The 24,724-nt window shown below is 64.0% G+C and carries 21 protein-coding genes; 8 read left to right on the top strand and 13 right to left on the bottom strand.

Going from position 1 to position 24,724, the window contains the following annotated elements:
• Positions 1-103 precede the first annotated feature (103 nt).
• The gene (locus tag GFS60_RS29340) at positions 104-1,294 is read left to right on the top strand and encodes a GTP-binding protein (RefSeq protein WP_159926586.1); all 1,191 of its coding nucleotides are present in this window, start codon (positions 104-106) and stop codon (positions 1,292-1,294) included.
• A 938-nt stretch (positions 1,295-2,232) separates the two neighbouring features.
• On the opposite strand, the gene GFS60_RS29335 is transcribed toward GFS60_RS29340, so the two are convergent.
• Positions 2,233-3,453, bottom strand: a complete 1,221-nt coding sequence (locus tag GFS60_RS29335) for a helix-turn-helix transcriptional regulator (protein ID WP_159927652.1) — start codon at positions 3,451-3,453, stop codon at positions 2,233-2,235.
• 190 nt (positions 3,454-3,643) lie between these two features.
• On the opposite strand from GFS60_RS29335, the gene hxlB reads away from it, so the two are divergent.
• Positions 3,644-4,225, top strand: a complete 582-nt coding sequence (gene hxlB / locus GFS60_RS29330; RefSeq protein ID WP_159926584.1) for a 6-phospho-3-hexuloisomerase — start codon at positions 3,644-3,646, stop codon at positions 4,223-4,225.
• Positions 4,226-4,269: 44 nt separating this feature from the next.
• Complete coding sequence (hxlA, locus tag GFS60_RS29325; RefSeq protein WP_159926583.1) at positions 4,270-4,899, top strand: 3-hexulose-6-phosphate synthase; 630 nt, start codon at positions 4,270-4,272, stop codon at positions 4,897-4,899.
• Positions 4,900-5,075: 176 nt separating this feature from the next.
• Here hxlA and zwf read toward each other — a convergent pair whose 3' ends face one another.
• Positions 5,076-6,509, bottom strand: a complete 1,434-nt coding sequence (gene zwf / locus GFS60_RS29320) for a glucose-6-phosphate dehydrogenase (protein WP_236603535.1) — start codon at positions 6,507-6,509, stop codon at positions 5,076-5,078.
• Positions 6,510-6,815: 306 nt separating this feature from the next.
• Between zwf and gnd the strand changes: the two genes are divergently transcribed.
• The gene (gene gnd, locus GFS60_RS29315) at positions 6,816-7,715 is read left to right on the top strand and encodes a phosphogluconate dehydrogenase (NAD(+)-dependent, decarboxylating) (protein ID WP_159926579.1); all 900 of its coding nucleotides are present in this window, start codon (positions 6,816-6,818) and stop codon (positions 7,713-7,715) included.
• Positions 7,716-7,930: 215 nt separating this feature from the next.
• Here gnd and GFS60_RS29310 read toward each other — a convergent pair whose 3' ends face one another.
• From GFS60_RS29310 to GFS60_RS29300, 3 genes are all read right to left on the bottom strand, one after another.
• Positions 7,931-8,932 carry an NADP-dependent oxidoreductase gene (locus tag GFS60_RS29310; protein ID WP_159926577.1) on the bottom strand — a complete coding sequence of 334 codons (1,002 nt, stop codon included), beginning with the start codon at positions 8,930-8,932 and terminating at the stop codon, positions 7,931-7,933.
• Positions 8,933-8,969: 37 nt separating this feature from the next.
• Positions 8,970-9,872, bottom strand: coding sequence for an SDR family oxidoreductase (locus GFS60_RS29305; RefSeq protein ID WP_159926575.1), 903 nt, complete (start codon positions 9,870-9,872; stop codon positions 8,970-8,972).
• Between the two features lie 77 nt (positions 9,873-9,949).
• On the bottom strand, positions 9,950-10,675 hold the full coding sequence (locus GFS60_RS29300; RefSeq protein WP_159926573.1) for a TetR/AcrR family transcriptional regulator: 726 nt from the start codon (positions 10,673-10,675) through the stop codon (positions 9,950-9,952).
• A gap of 168 nt (positions 10,676-10,843) precedes the next feature.
• On the opposite strand from GFS60_RS29300, the gene GFS60_RS29295 reads away from it, so the two are divergent.
• The 4 genes from GFS60_RS29295 to GFS60_RS29280 all read left to right on the top strand — a co-directional run bounded on the left by GFS60_RS29295 (position 10,844) and on the right by GFS60_RS29280 (position 16,712).
• Positions 10,844-11,812, top strand: coding sequence for an enoyl-CoA hydratase/isomerase family protein (locus tag GFS60_RS29295; protein ID WP_159926571.1), 969 nt, complete (start codon positions 10,844-10,846; stop codon positions 11,810-11,812).
• Positions 11,813-11,820: 8 nt separating this feature from the next.
• Positions 11,821-12,768 carry an alpha/beta hydrolase gene (locus GFS60_RS29290; RefSeq protein WP_236603166.1) on the top strand — a complete coding sequence of 316 codons (948 nt, stop codon included), beginning with the start codon at positions 11,821-11,823 and terminating at the stop codon, positions 12,766-12,768.
• 11 nt (positions 12,769-12,779) lie between these two features.
• Positions 12,780-14,273, top strand: coding sequence for a class I adenylate-forming enzyme family protein (locus GFS60_RS29285; protein ID WP_159926569.1), 1,494 nt, complete (start codon positions 12,780-12,782; stop codon positions 14,271-14,273).
• 1,701 nt (positions 14,274-15,974) lie between these two features.
• Positions 15,975-16,712, top strand: a complete 738-nt coding sequence (locus GFS60_RS29280; protein WP_159926567.1) for a hypothetical protein — start codon at positions 15,975-15,977, stop codon at positions 16,710-16,712.
• Between the two features lie 920 nt (positions 16,713-17,632).
• Here GFS60_RS29280 and GFS60_RS39320 read toward each other — a convergent pair.
• The 8 genes from GFS60_RS39320 to GFS60_RS29245 all read right to left on the bottom strand — a co-directional run bounded on the left by GFS60_RS39320 (position 17,633) and on the right by GFS60_RS29245 (position 24,451).
• Positions 17,633-18,130, bottom strand: coding sequence for a zinc-binding dehydrogenase (locus tag GFS60_RS39320; RefSeq protein ID WP_236603317.1), 498 nt, complete (start codon positions 18,128-18,130; stop codon positions 17,633-17,635).
• A 299-nt stretch (positions 18,131-18,429) separates the two neighbouring features.
• Positions 18,430-18,633, bottom strand: coding sequence for a hypothetical protein (locus GFS60_RS39315; RefSeq protein ID WP_236603316.1), 204 nt, complete (start codon positions 18,631-18,633; stop codon positions 18,430-18,432).
• Between the two features lie 281 nt (positions 18,634-18,914).
• On the bottom strand, positions 18,915-19,631 hold the full coding sequence (locus tag GFS60_RS29270; protein ID WP_159926565.1) for a tautomerase family protein: 717 nt from the start codon (positions 19,629-19,631) through the stop codon (positions 18,915-18,917).
• 43 nt (positions 19,632-19,674) lie between these two features.
• Positions 19,675-20,358: a DUF169 domain-containing protein gene (locus GFS60_RS29265; RefSeq protein ID WP_159926563.1), complete on the bottom strand. Its 684-nt coding sequence runs from the start codon at positions 20,356-20,358 to the stop codon at positions 19,675-19,677.
• Positions 20,359-20,393: 35 nt separating this feature from the next.
• The gene (locus GFS60_RS29260) at positions 20,394-21,962 is read right to left on the bottom strand and encodes a linalool dehydratase/isomerase domain-containing protein (RefSeq protein ID WP_159926561.1); all 1,569 of its coding nucleotides are present in this window, start codon (positions 21,960-21,962) and stop codon (positions 20,394-20,396) included.
• Position 21,963: 1 nt separating this feature from the next.
• Positions 21,964-22,530, bottom strand: coding sequence for a hypothetical protein (locus GFS60_RS29255; protein WP_159926559.1), 567 nt, complete (start codon positions 22,528-22,530; stop codon positions 21,964-21,966).
• 3 nt (positions 22,531-22,533) lie between these two features.
• Positions 22,534-23,472 carry an alpha/beta hydrolase gene (locus GFS60_RS29250; protein ID WP_159926557.1) on the bottom strand — a complete coding sequence of 313 codons (939 nt, stop codon included), beginning with the start codon at positions 23,470-23,472 and terminating at the stop codon, positions 22,534-22,536.
• A gap of 4 nt (positions 23,473-23,476) precedes the next feature.
• Positions 23,477-24,451: an enoyl-CoA hydratase/isomerase family protein gene (locus GFS60_RS29245; RefSeq protein WP_159926555.1), complete on the bottom strand. Its 975-nt coding sequence runs from the start codon at positions 24,449-24,451 to the stop codon at positions 23,477-23,479.
• Positions 24,452-24,724 lie beyond the last annotated feature (273 nt).

Genomic DNA, 24,724 nt, shown 5'->3' with positions numbered 1-24,724 from the left:
ACACTGTCACCAACTGCGGCGGCGGGTACGCATCCAGTCGCGTGCCCGCCGCCGCCACCTCCACAGCCGGGATCTCCCCGACCTCTCGGAAGGATTCAACGCAATGGCCGACACACGACTTCCCGTGACCGTGTTGTCAGGATTTCTCGGCGCCGGGAAAACCACGCTCCTCAACCAGATTTTGCGCAACCGTGAAGGCAGGCGGGTGGCCGTCATCGTCAACGACATGAGTGAGATCAACATCGACAGCGCCGAAGTCGAACGGGAGATCTCACTGAGCCGCTCGGAAGAAAAGCTCGTCGAGATGACCAACGGCTGTATTTGCTGCACCCTGCGCGAGGACCTTCTCGCGGAAATCGGTGCACTGGCCGCTGACGGACGATTCGACTACCTCCTGATCGAATCGTCCGGTATCTCCGAGCCGCTACCGGTCGCTGAGACGTTCACCTTCATCGACGCCGACGGACACGCGCTGGCAGATGTCGCCCGCCTGGACACCATGGTGACCGTCGTCGACGCCCACAGCTTCCTTCACGACTACCGGACCGGCGGCCGCGTCGAGGCCGACGCACCAGACGACGAACGCGACATCTCCGACCTGCTGGTCGATCAGATCGAGTTCGCCGATGTCATTTTGGTCAGCAAGTCCGACCTCGTCACAGCAGAGCACCTGACCGAACTGATCGCGGTCCTGCGCTCACTCAATCCCACTGCCCGCATACAGTCGATGTCCCATGGCCTGATCCCGCTCGACACCATATTGGACACCGGCCTGTTCTCCTTGGAGAAGGCCGCCCAGGCACCCGGATGGCTCCAAGAATTACAGGGAGAACACACCCCCGAGACGGAGGAATACGGAATCAGCTCCGTGGTCTACCGGGAACGCGCCCCCTTCCACCCCGGGCGGCTGCACCAGTTCGTCACCGGCGAATGGGGCAATGGACGTCTCCTGCGCGCCAAAGGCTACTTCTGGAACGCGAGCCGATTCACCGAGATCGGCAGCATCTCCCAGGCCGGCCATCTGATCCGACACGGCTACATCGGACGCTGGTGGAAGTTCCTACCCGAGTCCTACTGGCCTGGTGACGAGTACCGCCGCGCAGGAATACTCGACAAATGGGAAGAACCCGTTGGTGACTGCCGGCAAGAACTAGTCTTCATCGGCCAAGGAATCGACCCCGACACACTGCATCAGCAACTCGACGCGTGCCTGCTGACCACCACCGAGATTGAACTCGGCCCCGACATCTGGACAACATGGGCCGACCCACTCGGCGACAATCTTACCGACTAGTTCACCCGCACGTTTGCCTGAACAAGCGCCATCTGACCTCCGCCGTCTCGCTGGCACCAAATGCCAACCGATCACCTGGTTAGGAACCCGCGCGGTTCCCGGATTCTCGGTCATGAGACATGACTAACCCGTACTGGGTCAGTCGGACCCATCCTCGCCGGAACTCTCGCCGAGAAGGCGAACAACTGCGACCGTTCCAAACCGGTGCAACGATGGCTGATCGCAGCCGGATGGACGGTCACACCCGATCTCTTGTGCCCGGATGTCATGAGATGGCGCAGCCGGAATCGGTTCCGAAGTTCAGTGGGTGGCTGAGAGCGGTGTGGATGCGCGGCGTGTAGGTAGCGCATCGCGGTCACAGGTGCTGATTGCCATAGGTCAGCCCACGTGTCATCCAAGAACCCGAAGCGATGTCAGGCAGCATGCCAATCACGCGAGCACCTCCCACCGTGCCAGAAGCGGTACGCCGATGACGTGGCTCAGTTTTGGCCACGTTGGCCGCGACGTCATCACGAACTCCGAGCACGCTGGCTATGCAGCTGCGACAACAACTCTGTCGATCACACGCACCACGGATTCGGAACCGAAGACTTCTTTGACACCAGGCGCAGCGTTCCCGCACCGACCACTCTGATCTACGGCGGCATCAGCCCGGTGGTCACACCGGCTGACGCGAAGGAAGCGGCACTAGCCAATCCGGCCACACAACCGATCGAGGTGCCCGGCGCCGCCCATATGCTGTTCTGGGACGAACCGACCGCAGCAGTGCAGCACTGCGGAAGTTCTTGCAGCAACAAAAGCTGGGACCAACTCCTCGCACTCAGCGCGGCCGAGCCGTTCGATAAATGACATTCGATCATTCGTCGTGGCCTGATGCCGCCGCCGGCTCCTCGAGCGGGAACACCATGGCCCTCGATTGCGCCGGCCAAGCACTGGGTCTACGGCACGATGCCGGCGCGCGCTGCAATGGCCCCGGCCTCTCCACGGTTGGCGACGTCGAGTTTCTCGAGCACTTTGGCGACGTGGAACTTGATGGTGCTCTGGCTGATTCCGAGTTCTTCGGCGATGGTGCGGTTGCGTTTGCCCATTGCGAGGTGGGCGAGGACTTCGAGTTCACGCGGGTTCAGGGTGGAGAGTAAGTGCTCGTCGGGTCGGGCGGCGGGTGGGTCCAACGGAATGGTGAGGGTCACCCGGCTCCCCCACGCGGGGATGGATTCGATGTCGATCCGCCCGCGCAAGGTGTTCAGGCGCCCGGACAGTTGCCGTGTCAGGGCGTTGCGGTCGATGTTGCCGGGACCCTGGTCGCGGACCTCGATCAGGACGTTGTCGCCGTCGCAGTCCCACGCGATCCGCATTCTGGTGAGCACCGGTTGGGCGACGAATGCCAGCACGATGGCCCGGACCATCGCCCGCGCCGCGTGCGCCACCTCACCGGGGAGTGGACGGCCGTCGGCCGGCGGTTCGATGTATTCGACGTCGACCTCACGGTGCTTGAGCAGTGGCCGCAATTCCCCGTGCAGTCTGGCGAATGCGGTGGTGACCGCTTCCTCGGAAAGGACACGGTCGGCGGCACTCGCGGATCGCAGCGAAATCAAGGCGGCCGAGGCTGTCTCGCTGGCGGTGATCCGCGAGCGGCGGTCGTCGAGATCATTCGAGCGCAGGGTTCCGAGGATCGAAGAGAGGGTCGCCTCGTGAACCTCGGTCAATTCGGCAATGGTGCGGGCACGTTCACTCGACGCGGCCCGTGACTCGGCGAGATAGTCGGGGCTGGCCTGCGCCACCTGGTGCTGGATCGACGTGGCGACGATCCCGAACACGGCGGCGACCTCATCGGGGTCGGGTGTACCCGTCTGAGACGGCCGCGGAACCAGGACCAGCAGGGTGTCGCAGAGGTCGCGGATGGCCCACACTCGGCGGCGGACGCCGGCCAGCATGGCGACGCCGTCGTAAACGCCACCGGGTTCGAGGGATTGCTTGATCTCGTCGAGTTCGTCGATGGTGACCCGATCGACGATCTCGCGCTTACCGGCTACTTTGCGGGGACGCCCGGTGCACTCGCGGGTGAAGATGACCAGGGCTTCGTGCGGCCACAACTGGCCGAGGAACCGGGAGAAGCGCGTCGCGATGTCCGGGAGCGGTCCCGTGATCACCTTCCGCATCTCCACCCAGGGGTCGACCTGCAACCGAACAGAGTCCTCCGTACTTACCACGCATTTACCGTATCGCCGGTAGGGACGGGCGGGCACTGGCCAATCGGCCAGCCCGAACCCGCCGAGCGGCCGGGTGTCGAAGCAGGCGGTAGTTGGCAGTGTCGAGTTCACCACAGATCGGCTATCTCCGAGGAGGATCATGACCGTCACCGTCGAGCAGACACGCACACGGTTCAGTGACGGGCGCCGCATCGTGCTCGACGAGAACGAGCGGCTGCTCAATTCCGTTGCGGCGGAACAATGGGACCGCGCCGGGTCGCTGATCACCTCCGCTCGGGCGGTGTTCGTGATCGGCAACGGACGCAGCGGCCTGGCCGTTCAGATGGCGGCCATGCGGCTGATGCACCTCGGCCTGCGCGTGCACGTCGCCGGTGAGGTCACGGCCCCCGCGATCGGCGCCGGTGACGTACTGATCGCCGTGTCCGGATCGGGTACCACCGCATCGGTGGTTGGCGCCGCCGACACCGCGAAGAAGGTCGGGGCCTCGATCCTGGTCGTCACCACCGCATCCGACTCGCCGCTCGCCCGGCGTGCCGACGAGGTGCTGGTCTTGCCGGCGGCCGACAAGCAGGACCACAGCGCGACCATCACCCGCCAATACGCCGGCAGCCTGTTCGAGCAGTCGGTGCTCCTCGCGTTCGACGCACTGTTCCAGGCGCTGTGGGACAACGAAGACCAGACCGCCGAGCGGCTGTGGGAACGCCACGCCAACATCGGCTGACCCGAACCCCCAAACCCCCCGAAGATAGATAACAGGAGAAACATATGACGAAGCTGCAGGTTGCAGTCGATCTGCTCACCACTGCTGATGCGCTGGCGCTGACCCACAAGGTTGCCCCGTACGTCGACATCATCGAACTCGGCACCCCGCTGATCAAGAGCGCCGGCCTCAGTGCCATCAGCGCGATCAAAGCGGCGCACCCGGACAAGGAGGTCTTCGCCGACCTCAAGACCGCCGACGCCGGCTTCCTCGAGGCCGACCTGGCGTTCTCCGCCGGCGCCGACCTGGTCACCGTCCTCGGTGCCGCCGGTGATGCCACGATCAAGGGTGCGGTCGAGGCCGGTGAGAAGCACGGCAAGAAGGTCGTCGCGGACCTGATCGGCGTCGAGAACCGGGTCGAGCGTGCCCGTGAGATCGCCAAGCTCGGTGTCGCGTTCGTCGAGATCCACGCCGGTCTCGACGAGCAGGCCCAGCCCGGATACTCCATCCAGACGCTCCTCGACGACGGCAAGATCGCCGGTGTCCCGTTCTCCGTCGCCGGCGGCGTGAAGGTCGACACCATCGCCGCCGTCCGTGACGCCGGTGCCGACGTCGCCGTCGCCGGTGGCGCCATCTACAGCGCCGAGGACCCGGCCGCGGCCGCGAAGGCACTCAAGGACGCCCTCACCAAGTAGTCATCGAATCGCGAAGGCCCCGAACACGAATCGTGTTCGGGGCCCGTCGCTATCGACGGTGCGGTGTCGGCTGCAGTGTGCCTGTGTCCAAGACTGGATCAGCTTCTGTCCGCGAGCGAGGTGGGACCGAACCCCTCGATCGGTCCCACCTCGCCGAACCTCCCTGCCCTATCGGGTCAGAGTGACCGCCACGCACGGCCGGACCGGCTGAGCATCCGATCCGCCGACTCCGGGCCGGATGTTCCTGAGGGATAGTTGTCCGGTCGACCGACACCGGCCCAGTAGTCGAGAAGCGGATCGATGACCCGCCAGGACCATTCGACCTCTTCCCGGCGAGGAAAGAGTGTGGCGTCTCCACGCAGCACGTCACAGATCAGCCGTTCGTAAGCCTCCGGGGCAGGGTCGAACACCGACCGGAAATCCATCCCGAGGCTGACCGGCTGGATGTGCATGCCGCCGCCGGGGCGTTTTGCGCCGATGTGCAGCTCGATGCCGTCGTCCGGTTGTACCCGGAAGACGAGCACATTGGACACCGCAGCAGCTCGCGCGGCCGGCGAACCGTGAGCGGGCGGTCTGAAGGTCACTGCGATCTCAGTCGTCCGCCGAGCGAGGCGTTTTCCGGTACGGATGAAGAACGGAACACCGGCCCATCGGCGGGTCGCGACACCGACCGTCAGGGCCGCGAAGGTTTCGGTCGCCGAGTCGGCGGGGAACCCCGCCTCGTCAACCAACCCTGTTACAGGAACACCGTTCTCGATACCCGCACCATACTGGCCGCGGACCGACGTCTCCGACAGTGGGCCGAGGAGTTCGGTGGCAGAGAGAACCTTGATCTTCTCGGCGGCGATGCTGGCGGCGTCGAACGCGACCGGTTCTTCCATCGCGATCAACGCCAAAAGTTGCAGCAGGTGATTCTGGATGACATCGCGGGCGGCACCGACACCGTCGTAGTACCCGGCACGTCCAGTCACTCCGACACTCTCGGCCATGGTGATCTGCACATGGTCGATGTGCCGATTGTTCCACAACGGCTCGAACATCCCGTTAGCGAAGCGCAGTGCGAGGATGTTCTGCACCGTCTCCTTTCCCAGGTAGTGGTCGATGCGGTAGATCGACGACGGCGGAAACACCCTCTCCAGTGCGGCACCGAGAGCCTGCGAGCTGGCCAGGTCGTGCCCGAACGGTTTCTCCACCACCACCCGGCGCCAGCCGTGCGCAGTCCTGTTCAGTCCGGTGATCGCAAGTTGGTCGCAGACCGGCTCGAACGCCGAGGGCGGGATGGACAGGTAGAAGACGTAATTGCCGGGCTTGCCGCGGCGGACATCGAGCTCGGCCAGCCGGGCGGCGAGCCGGGCGAACGCCGCGGTGTCGTCGAACGACCCCTGTACGAGGTGGATGCGCTCGGAGAGCCCCGCCCACACCGCAGGATCGAATGGTGTGCGCGCGTGCGCGATCACAGAATCCCGCAATCGGGAATCGAAGTCTGTACTGTCGCGAGCAAAGCCGACGAGATCGAAGTCCGGCGGCAGCTGACTGCTGTGCGCGAGGTCGTAGATGGCTGGGATCAGCTTCTTGCGCGAGAGATCACCGGTGACCCCGAAAATCACCATCGACGCCGGCTCGGCGACCTGACCGGTGTTGCCGATCAATGCCTCGCCGACAACGCCCGAGCCGCCTGCCAGCGGGTTCCGCTCCTGCACTTCAGATACGGTCACTTCAGCTGCACCCCGTCTTTTTCGCTCCACTACAGGCGCATTCAGACAATGCGTCGGGTACCAGTGTCGAAGGCGGCGAGCCGGAATGCACTTGGCCGAGCGGCCAGTGCCGGCTGCCCGTCCGGACAGGTGAGGTCGTCCCGATTCCCCCGTAGACATAGATCTCGGCAAGATCGCCGATGTGAAACGGGAATGGTGACGATGAAACTGGGACTGGTCGGTCTGGGCAAAATGGGACTGAACATGCGGGAGCGTCTGCGCGACCGTGGACTAGAGGCAATCGGTTACGACCCGAATTCCGCCGACAGCGACGCGGACAGCCTCGAAGCGTTGGTCGAGTCACTTCCCGCTCCCCGCGCGGTATGGGTGATGGTGCCGGCTGGGGCGCCGACCCGTCAGGTCATCGGGCAGCTCTCTCGCCTGCTGGCACCCGGGGACCTCGTCGTCGACGGCGGCAACTCACGGTTCACCGACGACAGGCTCAACGCGGAAATTCTCGCCGAACACGGCATCCGCTACCTCGACTGCGGCGTCTCCGGCGGGGTGTGGGGACGCGAGAACGGGTACGCGCTGATGGCAGGCGGCGACGCGGCCGACATCGACCGATTGATGCCGGTCTTCGATACGCTGCGCCCGGACGGTGAACGGGAGGAGTCATTCGTGCACGCCGGGCCTGTTGGCGCCGGCCACTACGCGAAGATGGTGCACAACGGTATCGAATACGGACTGATGCAGGCCTACGCCGAGGGGTACGAATTGCTCGCGGCGGAGGAATCCATCGTCGACGTGCCCGCGGTCCTTAGCGCGTGGTCCAAGGGCACCGTGGTCCGTTCCTGGTTGCTCGACCTCCTGGTGCAGGCGCTGTCCGATGATCCCCAATTGGCCGCGATCTCCGGCTACACCGAGGATTCCGGTGAAGGCCGCTGGACCGTCGAAGAGGCCATCGCCCGCGCGGTCCCCGCGCCGGTCATCTCCGCAGCCTTGTTCGCACGGTTCGCGTCCCGCCAGGACGACTCCCCCGCCATGAAAGCGGTTTCGGCACTGCGTAATCAGTTCGGAGGGCACGCCGTCCGGTCCGCCGCATCGGCCGGAAGCGTCTGACCCGGAACAATCTCGACCGACCGGACATCACTCGCCACGCCGAAACCTGTGCCGTGCTGATGTATCCGAACGATCTCGCCCGCTTCCTGCTTGCCTGCAGCACCTAACCATGGAGTCCAACGGTAGTGAAATTTGCGCTTACAGATCCGCAAGTTTTGGTCGTCGCCAACTCATGGGTTTCGATGAGCCGGTTCGGCCTGGTGCTGCGCAGAATCTCACCTGACCTTGACGACGACCTTGCCCTTTGCGCGCCCCTGGTCGACGTATGCCAGAGCCTCTTTGGTCTGTTCGAACGGAAAGATTCGGTCAACCACTGGACGTATGGCGCCGGAATCGATGATGGACGTGAGCTGGCGCAACTGGTCTCCACTCGATTTCATGAAGAGGAAGGAGTATGTGACGTGGTGACGCTTGGCGTTCCTTCGGATTCGAAAGCTCAGAAGGCGCATCACCTGTTGCACGATCCAGTTCAGGCCGGCTTCTTTCGCGAAAGTGTGATCCGGCGGACCTGCAACGGAGATGACCTTGCCGCCCGGTTTGAGAACGCGCAGCGAGTTCGCGAGTGTGTCCCCACCGAGGGTGTCGAGGACGAGATCGTAATCGCGCAGGACCACCGCGAAGTCTTCCTTCTTGTAGTCGATGACGATGTCGGCACCTAGGCGCTGCACCCAGTCGATATTCGCGGTGCTCGTCGTTGTGGCCACGGTCGGACCGAGGTGCTTGGCCAATTGGATCGCGAAGGTACCCAGCCCACCAGAGCCGGCATGGATGAGAACCTTCTGTCCGGCCTGCAGATTCGCCCTCTCGACCAGCGCTTGCCACGCGGTCAGGCCAACCAGAGGTATCGAAGCCGCCTCCTCCATGGTGAGCTCTCGTGGCGCGAGAGCCACATCGTCCTCCCGCATTGCGATGAGTTCCGCGAAGGCGCCGATCCGGCCTTGATCCGGCCGCGCGTACACCTCGTCGCCTGGCCGGAATCTCTGTACATCACGTCCAACCTCGACGACCACTCCGGCCAGGTCATTGCCCAACACGATCGGTAGGCGATACGGCAGGACGGGTTTGAGTTTTCCCTCTCTGATTTTCAGGTCCAGCGGGTTCACACTCGCGGCGTGAATCTGAACCAGGACGTCACCGGGGCCCACTTCCGGGTCGGGAGTGTCGCCGAACCGCACGCCGTCATTGTTTCCGTAACGATCGAGAACGAATGCCTTCATCGTCTTTTTCTCCTTGCTCTTTGTGTCGGGGCGTCGCTCAGGCGGAAACCGGGGATCGTTCCCGGCTGGACGACTCGAAGCGGGGAACGAGTTGGTCGTTGCGGCCCAAGGCGGCAACTTCGGTCTCGAGCGACGGGATTGTCAGGGCAGAGAACCGCCTCGTCCACGGCCAGACCAGCGGTGAGTTCAACAGTGCCTTCGCCCAATTGGCGACGACGACGGCCCGCGGCACATAGACGCGACTGCGCCGGTAGGCGAGTCCGTCCACAATCGCCGAGGCCGCCCGATCGACACTGGTCGTGACGTTCCCCGGATACGGCAGGCGGTTGCGCATCTGTTGGAAGGAGGGAATGTCGACCTCGGCGCCTCGCACGAGGTCGGTGTCGATCCACGACGGATGAACCAGACCGACGGTGATCCCGAGATGGGCCACTTCGCCGCGGTAGGCGAGCGCGAGCGCCTCGACCCCGGCCTTGCTCGCACCGTAGGAGGCAAGGCCGCCTATCGAGGTGAAGGACAGCGCCGATGCCACGATCAGCACGTGGCCTCCGCTGCGTTGCAGATGGGGTGTCGCATGCTTGAGTGTGCGGAATACGCCGTTCAGGTTGATGTCCACGACTCGCTCGAAGGACGCTTCGGCCGCGTGCCGCACAGTTCCGTAGGCGGCCACTCCGGCGTTGGCGACGACCATGTCCACACCGTTCATGGCACCGGCGCACTCGTCGATCGCGGACTGCAACGCCGTGCTGTCGCGCACGTCGGCCTCGCACCAATGAGACGACGGCCCCAGTTCCGTGGCAAGGGCTTGCAGTCTGTCGGGCTCGAGGCCGATCAGAGCGACACGGGCCCCCTGGGCCGCGGCCAGGCGCGCCACCTGCTCGCCGATGCCGCGCGCGGCCCCCGTGACAATCACTTTCCGTCCCACCAGATCTCGTTTCATGGCTCGACTGTAACTTCGTTATGTGACGAGCGCAATGGTCCTCCGGTCCGGATCTTCCACTGACTGCGGCGAGCTCGCTACGCGCCCGAGGCCACTGCCGACTCGCCCGCCGAACTTCCCGCCGACTGGTCCGACCCGTACAGGCGCACCGCCCGCTCGTGTGAAGCCTGGGCGAGTTCGCGTGTGTCACCGAGGCCGACGGCAAAGTTCACTCCCATCGGCAACATAACCTGCAGCACCGCGTCGTCGAACTCGGCGAAATGCTCGCCCAGCTCCAGGGTGATGTAACCGTGGACGTAACTCCACAGCTGTGCAGCGACCACCTCCGGGGCGTGGGGCTCGATTCTGCCGGAGCTCTCGAGACGTGCACATGCGTGGATAACGCGTGCGTAGGCTTCGCGGAACGCCAGGGAATGTCCGCTCAATCGCACGTCCGACTCCAGCGGCCGGTAGGTAGAGCGGGTGGACAGTCCGAACATCAGGTCGTATAGATGGGGGTTCGCGCGCGCCAGACGCCGACACGTCAATGCCAGTGCGAACAGATCCACGACCGGATCCTCAGTCTCCGGCACCCGGGAAAAGGCGGTGCCGAGTTCGGTGAACCCATGGTCTGCGACCGCGCGGACGAGCTCGGGTATCCCGCCGAAGTGGTGGTAGACCACCATGGTCGACAGACCGGCCGAGGACGCCACGGTTCGCGCCTTGATCGCGGACGGGCCCTGTTCGGCCAGCAGGCCGACCGTGGCCAGAACCAACCGTTCTGGAACACTCCCCGGAACCGGCACCGACGACGTCTCTCCCATATCTACACCTGACTTCGCTCCGCTGGGGCATCCATCTATCCGAGTGACGGTTGCCACTAGCCAATAACGAGGTTACAGTACTCCTATAACGAAGTTACTGGCGGCCGGCACCGACTCGGGCACGCTGGACATGCTTCCCCCTTCCTCCATTCACGAAGGTGAAATCTCATGACATACAAAACCAAGGGACATCTCGAGGTCGAGGACCGCGGAGAGGTGTTGATCGTGCGGGTCGACGGCGGTCCGCACAGCCTGTTCGGCATCGATATCGCCAACCAGCTCGAGGAGTTGGTAGACCGGGTGGACCGGGATCCGGGCATCCGCGCCGTGGTGTTCACCGGCACACGCCCGGGCCGATTCGTCAGCCATGCGGATGTGCGGTGGCTACAGGAAGAGGGGGCGGCGGTCCCGCCGTTCGGCCGGCGCGGTGCCTCGGCGATCGCGCGGGTGGCCCGAGGTGCGGATCGTGCCCGTGCCCTCGAGCCCGTGATGCGCAAAACCCCGCTGTGGGGAGCAGTCCAGCTCGACCGTCTGCATGCGACATTCCTGCGGATGAACGCGAGCGGCGTCATTTTCGTTGCTGGCCTGAATGGTTCGGCGCTCGGTCTGGGTGCGGAGTTCGCCTGGGCGTGCGACCTGCGGGTCATGGCCGACGGAGATTTCTTCATCGGTCAGCCCGAGGTACTGCTGGGAATCAATCCGGGCGGTGGCGGCACCCAGCGCCTGACTCGACTGATCGGCACCCATCGTTCCCTGGTCGCCATCCTCGAAGGCAAACCGTTCACGCCCGCGCAGGCCCTCGCCAACGGAGCCGTCGACGAGGTTGTTGCGCCGGGCGACGTGGTGACTCGGGCGGCCGAGCTCGCCGAATACTTCGGCGCTCGCCCGAGGGAAGCGGTGGCGGCGGTCAAGCGGTCGGTGTATTTCGGCGGCTCGATGTCGCTGTCGGAGGGATTGCATGTCGAGCGCACCGAGTTCCTCGGCACCGATCAGTCCGACGACGGCCAGCAGTTGATGCTCGACTACCTCGAGAGCACCGATTCCACCGGTGAGCTGCCCCTCTACAACCCGGACATCTACAAGCAGGCGCTCGAATCCGGGCGCGTGCCCGGGACCCGCTCGACGAACGGACAGTGAGACCAGCCATGGCCACCAAGAAGCCCTACACCCGTCACGACGTCCTCTTCTCCTCCGGTGACAGTTCCTGCGCGGCATGGCTGTATCTGCCCACCGGCGTCACGTCGCCGCCCGTCGTCATCCTCGGGCACGGCCTCGGAGCCACCCGCGACATGCGCCTGGACGCCTTCGCCGAGCGTTTCGCCAAGGCAGGCATCGCCGCCTTCGCGTTCACCTACCGGCACTTCGGTGACAGCGGCGGCCATCCCCGTCAGCTGCTGTCGATCAAGAAGCAGCTTGCCGACTGGGATTCCGCCATTGCGTGGGTCAAGGCTCGTGACGGTCTCGACAGCACACGCATTGCCGTGTGGGGCAGTTCCTTCGGCGGTGGACACGCCATCACCGTCGCGTCACGGCATCCGGAACTGCGAGCCGCCGTCGCCCAATGCCCGTTCACCGACGGGCTGGCCTCCGCGCTCGCCCTCGGCCCGGCCGCCTCGGTGAAAGCCTCGCCTCTGATCGCCCGGGATCTGGCGGCCAAGGTTCGCCGCCGCGAGCCGGTCATGATTCCGCTCGCCGGCGCACCCGGTTCACTGGCCCTGATGAATGCCCCGGATGCACTTCCCGGCTACCGGGCTATCGTGCCGACCGGGGCGACGTTCCGAAACGAGGTAGCGGCCCGAGTGATTCCCCGCCTGGTCACCTACCGGCCGGGGCGCGCAGCACAGAACATCGACTTCCCGATCCTGTTCTGCATCAGCAACACCGACACCGTCACCCCACCCGCTCAGACCCTCCGATACGCGCGTACCGCACCGCACGGACAGATCAAGACCTACGACGCCGGACACTTCGACTTCTACCTCGGCGAACCCTTCGAAGACCTGGTCCGCGATCAAACCGAGTTCCTCACCCGCCATCTCGATGCAGCGCCCGCCACACCCGCACCGGGCCGGGCCGCATCACACCGAAGGTGAACACGACAACCATGACGTTCGCATCGCTGCCCGACCGCCGCGCCGATCTCGACCCGCACGGACCCGCGGTCTCCGACGCCAGGAGCGCACTCACCAATGCGCAGTTGCTCGACCGAGTACGCGCGGCCACCCGCCACCTCCATCAGCTGAAAATCGGGCAGGGAGACGTCGTTGCCGTGAAGCTGACCAACCGTACAGAGTTCGTGGTGCTGCTGTTCGCGACCTGGCGACTCGGCGCCACCGTCACCCCGATCAACCCGGCCCTGACCGACGTCGAGGTGGCTCGGCAGCTCGGCGACTCCGGCGCACGCTTGCTCGTCGTCGAGGACGCCCCGACTCCGGCGGGTGATGTCGTCACTCTGCGCGTCGCTGATCTGTACGACGCGCCCGTGGCGGCGGACCCCGCACCTCCCGCAGATACGTCGGCCCCCGCCCTCCTGATCTACACCAGCGGCACCACCGGAGTGCCGAAGGGGGTGATGCTCGACCACACCAATATCGACGCCATGGCCGAGATGGGCGCGCAGGCACTGCAGCTGGGCGAGGCAGACCGATGCCTGCTGATCCTGCCGCTGTTCCACGTCAACGGCATCGTCGTCAGTGTCCTCACCCCGCTGCTCGTCGGTGCCAGCGTCGTCATCGCCGGCCGATTCGATCCCCGGACCTTCTTCGATCTCGTCGAATCAGAACGCCCGACCTTCTTCAGCGCGGTGCCGACGATCTACAGCATCCTGGCGGCCCTCCCCGACGACGTCCGGCCCGACACGTCCTCACTGCGTTTCGGCATCTGCGGCGCCGCACCCGCCTCAGCGGAGTTACTGACCAGATTCGAGGACCGGTACGGATTTCCCCTCCTCGAGGGCTACGGGCTGTCCGAAGGAACCTGCGCGTCGACCCTCAACCCTGTTGCGGGGCCCCGGCGCGCCGGAACGGTCGGGATTGCCTTCCCAGGTCAAGAAATTCGCATCGTCGACCCGAACGGCACCGACATGGGTGTGGGTGTGGACGGAGAGGTCGTCGTGCGCGGCCCCAATGTTATGCGCGGCTACCTCGGCCGCCCGGACGACACCGCCCGGGTCCTCGTCGACGGATGGCTGCACACCGGCGATATCGGCCACCTCGATGCGGAAGGCTATCTGACACTGGTCGGGCGATCGAAAGACATGATCATCCGCGGCGGCGAGAACATCTACCCCAAGGAAATCGAGGACGTTCTCGCCGGCGACCCGTCCGTGCTCGAGGCCGCCGTGATCGGCGTACCCGACCACATTTGGGGCGAGGTCGTCGTCGCCTACGTGCAACCAGCACCCGAATCGACCGTCGATCCGGCTGCGCTGCACGCGCTGTGCACGCAGAAACTCAGCCGCTACAAGCGGCCGACGTCGATCGTCGTCGTCGAAGCCATCGCCAAGAACGCGGTCGGCAAGATCGACAAGAACACACTGCGGGCCGCCCATACGGACTCTGCAGCGCCGGGACCAACGTATTCCACTGAACCCGCGTGAGTAGACACGCGATGACATCGAGAACATCATCGAGCGCTTCGCGACCGCCGCGGCGGTCTGCGGGACAGCGGGATTCGACGGCGTATAGGTGCAGCACGCGGCTACTTCATCGCACAGCTCCTCTCGCCCCTGCCGAGCCAGACGCGACGACGACTGGGCCAGTGACGCCGAGCACCGGATGCACGTCGTCCTCGAAAACGTTCGGCGCATTTGCGCCTGAGTGTCGCCCGGCTGGGCGGGAGGCATCGCCCCCCTTTGGTGGTCACCGACGGCTGGGCACGCCGATACCCACTGGTCTGGGGGTCCGGGCTTTCTATGGGCCTGCAAGCAATGGGACCCGCCGGCGGCGATCTCGGAACGTTCGAGTTCGCGGCGCTTTTGGGCAACTCGGCGGATGCATCCGGCCCTGCGGACTATGGTGCTTGACCGTGTCTCGGCCGCATCATGGAAGCGCATCGTCCGCCGCGAGATCTCATGGCGTCGGCTCCACAGCCACGGTGGTCGAGAGTCGACTCCTGACCGTCCCTACAGTCAGCCCTGTGGCGAATGGTCGTCTTTGCGGACAAGAGGGTCCGCTCGCGAGCGCCCTGGATGTGCTGGGCGAGCGACGGACCCTGCTGATCGTTCGATCGTTTCTCCTCGGACCGAGCGTTTCACCGACCTCGGCGCGAGGCTGCCGGCCGCGGGACCGAACCGACTGACGGTCCGGTTCCGTCGGCTTCAGGGCGTCGGCGTCGTAGAGAAGACGTCCAGCGGTACCTACGCGTTGACGAAGTTCGGCGAGGGACTGCCGCTGCCCCGTCATCGGCTTGGATCTCTGGGGCTCGGTCTGGCTCCAGAAGAATTCGCCCCGGAACGGCCCCGACCCGACACGGTCGCTCGGTGTATGACGGGCGCGGTGTCGCCGAATCTGCTGTCACGCCTAAACCTCGGGTGCTTCGTACACGCTCGTGAGGTCTCCACTATGCGCGTGTGCAAGTCTGGGCTGCCAGTTGCGTCCGGGGAATCGGAATCAGAGTCTGAGATCTCTATCGCGTTGACCATGGGCACGCTCAACTCGGCGGAAGCGCGCCTCGCCGGTGAGCCCGCGTGTTGGTGAAAGGCTCGGGCCTTCCGAAGCTGTTCGCGGCCACCGCTCGGAAGCTCGAAGGCGGTCGCTGAGAGGGCGGGCTTGACATGCTCACCCGACACAACGATCGCGTGGTCGGGAGCGTCCTCGCAGCGACCGACCGTACCAATCAACACTGACCTACCAGAAGCCGAATCGCGCCGTCAACTGCATACCTCCACAACGATTGCGAGAGACAGAGAGGTACAACAATGACAGAGTTCCTACTTTGGTATATCCCGCTGGTCGTCTTCATGCTCTCACCCGCACTGATCCCGATCCTTATCCACGCTTGCGGACACCTCTACGACGCAGTCCGACCACAGCCGGAATCAGCACCACGAGAGGTTAAGTCATAGATCGCGCCCGGATCCAACCGGAGAGCAACTCTGCGAACAGAGCATTTCTTCGACCGCGAATGCCTCACCGGCAGTGGAGTTGTCGACATGTGGTCGCGCATCGGACGGACTGGTCGCCGAGCCGTGTTGGTGGCAGCACCAGTGGGTCGACTGACATGCCGCACCGTTAGACGACGACATCCTGGCGGCACGGATCAACGCTGAGAACGACGGCAACAAACTGAGGAGCACACAATGGAAACTGCCGACTTTCTGACGATAGACATATACGAGCGTCCACCACGCGGACGCATACGCTGGAGCCGCACCGTGAAGGGTGCGCTGAATGGCGGGCTCGAAGGGCTACGCGCAGCAACGGTGAACTACGCAAACAACGCTACTCGTTCACTCGCGCCACGAATCCTTCCCGGGGGCGTCGCTCTCGTTGCTGCCTGGGACTCCGCCGAGGCAGCGCATGCAGCCTTCCGCGGACCGCTACGCGTGGCAGCCGAAGGCAATGACCGCTTCAGTCTGGACGGCGAGGTTGTCCGCGTGAAGTTCAACAGCGACAACGACGACTGGCATGGATGGAGGCCGGTGGATTTCGGAACGGAACCGCTCGCCGACGACGAACCGATGGTAGCGATCGTGCACGGAATCGTGCGACCTCGCGAGCTGACGAACTTCATTCACAACAACATGCACGCTGCCAGTCGCGCCGCCCACCACCCCGGGCACCGCGGCAGTGTCGACGTGTCGTCGAAACTGCCGTTCGAACACACCTCGATCAGCCTGTGGAAGACACTCGCCCTGGCCCAGGACTACGCCTACTCACCTGGCGGACACGCCAAGGCGCTCAAACATGCCCTCGAGACGAACACGCACAAGGTCGGGTGTTTCTTGCGAGTTCGACCACTGGCAAGCACCGGAAGCCTGGGGATCGACGCTCCGGCGTTCCCAAATTTGCCGCCGGCCAACCGCGGCGAACTATGAGGGATACCCACTTTCGATGCCCAAGGCGCAGAGCACCCGTAGCCGTGGCAAAACACTGGCCCTGTAGCACAAGGCTGAGGTCCAAGACCCCGGGCCGGGAAACACCCCGTCACGCGTGCGCTTCCGACAGTTGATTCCTAAGAACGTGATTGCCGACAATACGAACTGCACCGGGCTGGGCTAATGCGACTCCATTGCGCCCAGCATCTCGAGGTGGTCGAGGAAGGCATCGTGAAGCGCTCGAGGACGAGATCTCCGAGGCAGACCACAGGACGTCGAGAGAGCCGTGGCAAACTGCCCGACGTCGGCCTCCGCACCAGCAGGTAGACGTGCGATGAGCACCCGCCCCCTCGAGGCCGTCGGCGCCTCCCGCGTTGTCTCCGAGGCTTGGCGACCGCCCGCAAGACCGGTTTCGACGGACCCATCACCCTGATCGGATCCCCGAAGACCACCTCCTTTACCGACCGGCCCCTCTCTCGAAGGCCTTCCCATCGGACGCCCACGACCACGGTCGTCGACCGAGTTCCGGTCACATGAATTTCTGAAGCAGTGCCTCGGAGTGGGTCTCGTCCTCGGTCGCCGGCCACGCAACTCGACACCGATCGGCGCCATGTTCATATCGGGGATCGCCAAGTCCCCTACGCCGCAATGGTCATCGCCACAGGCGCCGCCGGGCGGCCCAGTAATCCGCCGGCGGCTGGGACGGTGCGGCATCCGCCCCCAACGGCGCGAGCAGTTGCAGCAGAAACGTTCCGCGGGGCCTGCGTTGACACAACGCTAGGGGTTTTCTTGCCTCGACAAGCGACTGGCATTCAGCGCGACAACGTCGGCCCAGAAACTTATTGGCGGCAGGATCGCCAAACCGAAGACGGAAATTGATCAGTGGCGCGTAAGGTCGATCTACGTCGGTCCGAGTAGGCTCAGATCGCCAACACGAGCTTGCCGGTGTTCGCACCCGTGAACAGCATGTTAAGCGTTTCGCCGAACCGCGCGACACCGCCTTCGACTACATGCTCTCGTGACTTGATCGTGCCATCGGTCAACCATTCCGCGATCCTCGCGACGGCCTCGCCATAGCAGTTGAAATAGTCGAATACGACCAACCCCGACATGGACGCGCGGAAGATCCGCAAAGACATGTAGCACGTGGGGCCGGGTGGCAGCTCCGTTGCGTTGTACGACGCAATCGCACCGCCGATGACAACCCTGGCGCCCCGCCGCAGGTTGCCCAGCGCGGCATCCAGGAAACGCCGCCGACATTGTCGAAGTACACATCGATCCCTTTGCGGCGCCAGATCGCGAAGCCGCCCCAACACATCCTCGCCGCGATAGTTGATCGCAGCGCCGAAGCCGAGTTCTTCGGTCAGCATGCGGCATTTCTCCGGACCGCCCGCAATTCTGATGACCTTTGCCCCCAACGCTTTTGCGATCTGACCGGCGACACCGCCGACCGCTCCGGCGGCTGCCCGAGATCACCACGGTCTCACCGGCCTGCAGTTTACCGACTTCGAGCAGTCCGAAACGCTGTCATGCCGGGCATCCCGAGGGCGCCCAGCCACATCGCGGCCGGTGCTATGCCGACGTTGACTTTGTGGACGCCGCTGCCGTCGCTGATCGCGTATTCGGTCACCCGAAGGAACCGCTGACTATGTCCCCCACCGAGAAACCAGGATGGGTCGAGTCAACGACGGTGGCAATAGCCAGCGATCACATGACCTCATCGATACCCGACCGGAGGTAGGTATGATCGGACATCATCGAGCCAGCCACGCATCGCCGGATCTATCGATACGAGGTCGACCTTTGCCAGAAACTCGTCGGCCGAGAGGGCGCGAAGTTCCTCGGTCGCGACGCTCCAAGTGTCCGCGTCGGGCAGTCCGGAAGGCCGCCTCGCGAGCCGCGCCTGTTGGGTCTTCGTCATATGTTCTCATTCGTTAGTCGGATCGCGGCGAGTGCCGGGCGGCGAAGGTTCATGGTGGCTCGTGCCGCGGCGTTCGCGGCACCCATTCCGTGCGAGGCCAACCTTGCCCTGACATGCCGCTACATCGCATGCTTTTTGTCCGAAGCTGGATTCGCCCAGGACGTGGCCGCCAAGCGCGCTTCCTCCACCTGATCGAAGCGCATGGCTGCGGCCGGCGAGCCGCATCGGTGCCGAATTTCTCTGCTATGGCGAGATGGTCCCTGAAGGTCAGGTCTGGCGGGCTATTCGAAACCGGTTATGGCGACGACGAACACACTACTGTTAATCACGTTTCTCCCGGTCTTACAACTCGATATCAAGGTTCGTGGGGCAGTTATTTGCTCGACAGCAAGTCTCCGAGTTCCTGCTTGTGGCGCTCGAGCCAGTCCGCTTCTTTCACCGGGAGGGGGCATGATCAGCCCGGCTTCCATAATGGATGTGGGATCCATTTCGTCGAGTCCGAGCAGCAGGCTCCGGGCGTCTTGACCCGTGATCGTGGTCCACGCTTCGGACAGCCGGGTCAGTAGTTCGGCTCGCGACCGCCGGTCCCGGCCGGACCGGATGTTTCCACTGATCACCGACACGGTGTTTGGCCTACCGGCAGTGAAGAACAAGGACGGCTCGTACTCGGTGAACACCACGTTGACGAATCCGCGAGGAGCGCCGGTGACCTCGGTGTGCACGGTTGTAATTGCTTCGGCCAGCCTGGCACGGTGGTCGGTGTCGAGCGATCCGGCTGGAACCATGCATTGATACAGCGGCATATCTAGCTTCCTTTCTGAACTTGAGGATTTTCCCGGTGGGGCCTTCAGCAGTGCGTCGACGATGAAGTAGTTGCCGTTGTCATCTGCCCGGCCGGGTTCGCCGGTGTGAAACCAGCGGTGAGGGGACCGACCAATAGTCCGGCGATGCGCCGATTTGGGTGCGGGCGAGAAGATTTCAAAAGCGGAATCCACCATCGTCGAACCTTCCGGTATCCGAGATTTGCTGACAGGAGTGCGATCAGACTGTGCTGAAGTTCTGGGCCATATCCGCCGCCGCGAATTCGCTGACGGTGCGATCCGCGGCGGTGGAGGCTTCCAGGCGTTCGAGGACTGATTCGAGTTCACGGGACGGAATCGCACACGTCAGCTCATCTTGCGGGAGGCTGGTCCGGGTTCGGCTGACCGCGCACCCTGGGCTCACGGCGACCTGCCCGGCGTGGGCGAGGGGGACGATCACGCATTGCGGCTTCCGGGCTAGGGTGAGATCGGGGACGGCGCCGAGCAGAGTCATCAATGCGGTCGGCGACAGCTTGGCCAGGATCACGTCCGCCTTCCCCGCTCCCGCCAGGGGTTGGTAGCTAATCGTGGAGGGCCGGAAGGGCAGGGTGGCGGCGGCCATCAGATCGGCCTCGCCAACCCAGCCGCTGCCGACGAGAGCCGCGGTGTCCGCGCCCGCGGCGGCCTGTTCGAGCGGGATCAGTCCATGTGTGTAGCTGCCCACGCTGCAGTGTGCGTGATCGGCCGCGACGGTGTCGAGGCGTTGCTGCTCCGCCGGTGCCCAGAAACAGCATCCGGCAGGTTGTGCTGGGACCCGCTCGGTGAGGTTCCCAGCTGTGGATTCATCGAAGCTCACCGCGACAGGCGCCTCGGTGAGGCCGAGGAGTTCGGACAGTCGGCGTGCCGATTCGGCGTAGGTGCTCATGGAATGCCTTTCGTGTCGTCTGTGAGGAAGCGGCGTTATGGGTAAGTCAGACGGATTCTGTGGGAATCGATGTCAAGGTCGATCGCCACTGCACCGGTTGCTGATCGACGCCAGGAGTCCGAGGCCTGGTTATCGATCTCCAGCAAGATCGTCGTGTCATGCGGCAAGTTGTCGACCGTCAACGAGGTCGGTGTTCCGCGGCGCGACGGGGTGGCAGCGAACGTGTCGATCTCCAGCACCCGGTGTTTCGTGTCGTTGTGTGTGCGTCGTATACCAATCAGCGGGTAATCGACGTCGCGCACTGTCGGCTCGTCAAATATGGCGGTGTTCGTGGAGTTGAAAACCCGGGACCAGGCGCCGGGTTCTGCGCATTCGATCATCAGCATCGTCGCATTGATCTGGCCGCGCGGCCATTGTCCGCCCTCGCCGAGCCAGAACGCGAAGCGGCTGTCGTCCTCGCCGAAATATTTCGGCTCGAACTGACTTTCGGATACGGCCCGGAGACGTTCCCAGGATGTGATGTCACCGAGTTCGCGGGCCATCCACAGGGCGATCGACAGCATCTGCGGGTCGTCTGCCAACTGGACGACCGGCACCTTGGGGTTACTCCAGCCCAGCTGTCGCATCGCGGACTCATATAGGTCGATGCCGAGTTGGGGGTCCTGCGGGTAGATGTAGTGCAGGAGGCAGAGCGCACTGTAACCGTTCACCGGTCCGGGGAACGTCATTGTCGCGTTCTCGATGGGATCGTAATAGAACGCGACCCAATCGATGCGGCCTTGCCGGTCGAGTCCCATGTAGTGCTTCTTGGCGAACGCGATCCAATCTATAAACGGCTCGTTGAGCGACGTGTGCAGGAGCGAGTCGTAGATCTTGAGACCCAGACCGGAGGCACTCATACAGAAGGGCCAGATCTTAGTGTTTTCACAATGTGCGCCCTGCGGTCGCGCCGCCAGCTGATCAGAGATGAACTGCGCCATCCGCTGATGCGTCCATTCAAACCTGCGGTTCTGGTATCCGGAAACCTCGAACGGCGTGGTGTGTGTCGGCTGTCCCGACACGTAATGGCGCATGCCCAACAGGAGGTTCAGCCAGCCCCGGTAAAACAGGTTACCGTCGCTGCCGACCGGGTCCGGCTGCAGACCCCACGGCTCGATACCGTTTCCGGTCCAACCTGGAAGGGAATACCGCCCACGAAGGTGCTCGGGGGCAACCATCAGCCATTCAGGAGGATATCTATCGACGTTCGGGTCGGGACCGATCAGGGTATTCCAGTCGATGCCGCCCCAGAATGTGACATAGCGCCGGGCCAGCTCGTCGAGAATGCGGGTGTAGCCCTCCCGCCAAGCCGGAGTCGCTTCCAGCATCATGGGCAGCACATAACCCATTTCAGCGAGGTCGAAACGCGGGAAGGCACACATCGGCGGCTCACTGTATCGGTCCCACCACGGATGCGGCTCGCCCTGATCGGACCAATCATCGTCGGTTGTGGCCTTGTCCCACATAAATCTGAGCCAGCCCAAGGATCGGTCGTTGAGCCCGGCTGCCGTCGTCGTCGTCCTATACGGATCGAAAGTGCGTGTCGTGGCTGTATTTGTTGTCATATCAGGGCTCCAGCATGGGTTCGTCGGTCGCGGCGCGGACCATCGATAGCGTGGTACGGGCTTTCCAGGCTGCCGTCCACGCAGGATCCAGGCGCACGACGGCGGGTTCGATGACGATCGTCTCGGCACCGCAGGCGGCGTCATCGTGGTCGATATACGGATCGGGTATGCGGCGGTGGGGTCCGCTCGCGCGGCCGATCTTGACGAACTTTCGGGTCAAGCCGTAGAACCACAGCAGCACGAAGGCGCTGCCCTGAAGCTCGACTGTGCCGTCGTGGAGGCCGCGAACGATTTTGTCGACCGTTCGCGGTGAGCTGAGCGTCGTCAGCGCCTGCCAACTCGAGCGGATATGTAACGCGCAATCCGGAGCGGCAGCATGCCCGGAATACGTTGCGGCGCGCCTTAGCTGACCGTCGAAGACCCAATGCCGGGCAACCCGGTCTCCGGCGGACAATTCGAATGTCAACGTGCGGGTGATCTGCGACCTCACCGATGGCATGAACCGGGATCCCTGCGCGATGCAATGCCCGAGGATCCACAACAGCATTTGCAGCGCCACATTCGACATCGGCTATCGCGCCTTCCCTGAACCGCGCGTGGGTTTCAGGTGGCTGACCAAGAACTCGGTTTGGTCGGCGACCAGTTGCTCGAACGCCGCCCCGAGGTAGAAGTCGAAATGCCCGGCGTCATAAAGCCGAACATCGCCGTGTGGCGCCTGCCGCGCGTAGCGTTCGGTCTGTGCGGGTGGGGCCACCGAATCGGTTGCGCTGATGCAAATCAGGATCGGCGCGGCGATGTGTTTGGCCGATCGGCCGGGCCGATACCGGATCAGGCTCGTCACGCTGCGGGCGGCGGCGCGGTTGACCCACTGGTAGCCGGCAGGCAGCAGTGCGAGCATCCCTGGCAGTGCATCTGGTGCGTTCATCAGCGCCAGTTCGCCCGGTTGCGCCGCAACAGGCACGGTGACCGACTCCTTCCCCCGCGCCGCTGCCAGGAAATCGCGAGCTACGTAACCGAGCAACGCCAGCGTCTCGCGCAGCCCCAGCCCGCCCGCGGAAGCCAGACCATCGGTGAATGGGCATTGAGCGACCGCGGCACTAAGTTCTGGATGCCGTGCGGCGACGGAAATCGCATGTCCTCCACCGAGGGAGCTTCCCCACACCGCGACCCGGTGTCGGTCGACTTCCGGAAGCCCAGCCACGTACTCGAGCGCGGCGTCCCAGTCGGCCAACTGCTTGGTCATCGACAGCACCTGACGAGGCGTGCCACCGCTGTCGCCCAGATTGCGGTAAGTGAATACCAGCACGGCAAGGCCTGCTGCGGCGAATCGCTCCGCGAAAGGCGCGAGCCCCATCTCCCGCGTGGCGCCCAAACCGTGCCCCATGACGACTACGGGCACAGGCGCTTTGGAAGCAGTGGCCGGCACATACAACCAGGCCGAGCACCAAGAGTCGCCGGACTTGAAGTCCACAGTACGGCGGCTGAAATTACTTGTTGCTTCTCGTGTCATTTCTTCACTTCTTGTTTGTGGTGTCGAACGCGGCGTTTCCGTGCCGGAGGGCCGCGCCGTACCCGCCGGGCTGGTACAGCGGCAACTCGCCGGTTACTGCGGTGTCGCGCAGGTAGTGCAGCATGATCTCCTGTGCCTGCCGCTGCGGCAGCGAAGCCAGGAATTCGGTCCGTTCGAGATGCAGTCCCTCGGCCATCGACAACGATCCACCCACATTGACCGCGCGTTTGGCGGCGGCAATCGCCTCAGTCGGCCGCGCCGCAAGATGGGCGGCACGTTCGACGGCCCGTGAAATAAGCCGATCGGCGGGAACGATCTCATCGATCGCCCCGATTGCCAGTGCTTCCTCGGCGGGGAAGGGCCTTCCTTCGAGGATTGCTACCAGCGCACGGTGTGATCCGATAAGCCGAGGCAGGCGCTGAGTGCCGCCGGCGCCGGGCGCAAACCCGAGCAGAACCTCGGGATGACCGATGAAATAGTCGCCTTCAGGCATCAATCGTAGGTCGCAGGCCCAGGAGATCTCGGCGCCCAGACCCATTGCCGACCCGTTGAGGGCCGCAACGAAGATTGTGGAACTGGTGCTCATTCGGAGCAATGTTTCATGCATGAGGTCGAGCTGAACCGCGCCGGTCATCGGCGTCTGACTTGCCAGCCATCGGGTGAATTTGGTCCGCCCGAACAGGTGGGCGACCCTCGCCACCATGCTGGTGACCCCGCGCCCCACCGGGGGAATGACCGAGCCGTCTTCCTGTAGCCATTGCAGGTCGGCATGGCTGATGAATCGGTCCGGATGCGACCCTGAGAACACCACCGCGCGAACGTCGGGATCGCGGTCTGCTCGATCGACGAGGTCGAAGAATTCCGAAGCATCCGCACGGCCGAACAGGCCGAGACTATCGCCAGTGAAACGTGCAACCATCACCCCGCCGCCGACTGCCTCGGTCTGGATGCGGGACCCCGCGCGATGCAGATCCGACATGACTATGTTGTCTCCTTACTCACTTCGTCCACGAGAAAACTGCACCCGGAAAGGAATAGGCGTGAAGGCGGCGGAACTTTGTTATAAAACCTCGTTATTTCAAGCTAGTGGACTCCGTCACATATGACAACCCCCTGTAAGAGTCCGCGACCTAGCGAGGGCATGTCCGACAAATGTTTTGATCGAACAGAACGAAACTCTGACGTCGTCGATGTCCGCGCGCTCGCGCACCGGGTACGCCTCCTCACGACCTCGCTGGCCGATGTCGTTTCA

The organism is Rhodococcus sp. WAY2 (genome assembly GCF_009859915.1).
Lineage (GTDB): Bacteria > Actinomycetota > Actinomycetes > Mycobacteriales > Mycobacteriaceae > Rhodococcus_F > Rhodococcus_F oxybenzonivorans.
Note: the sequence above shows the minus strand (reverse complement) of the source record. Positions and strands in the feature narration are given on the sequence as shown.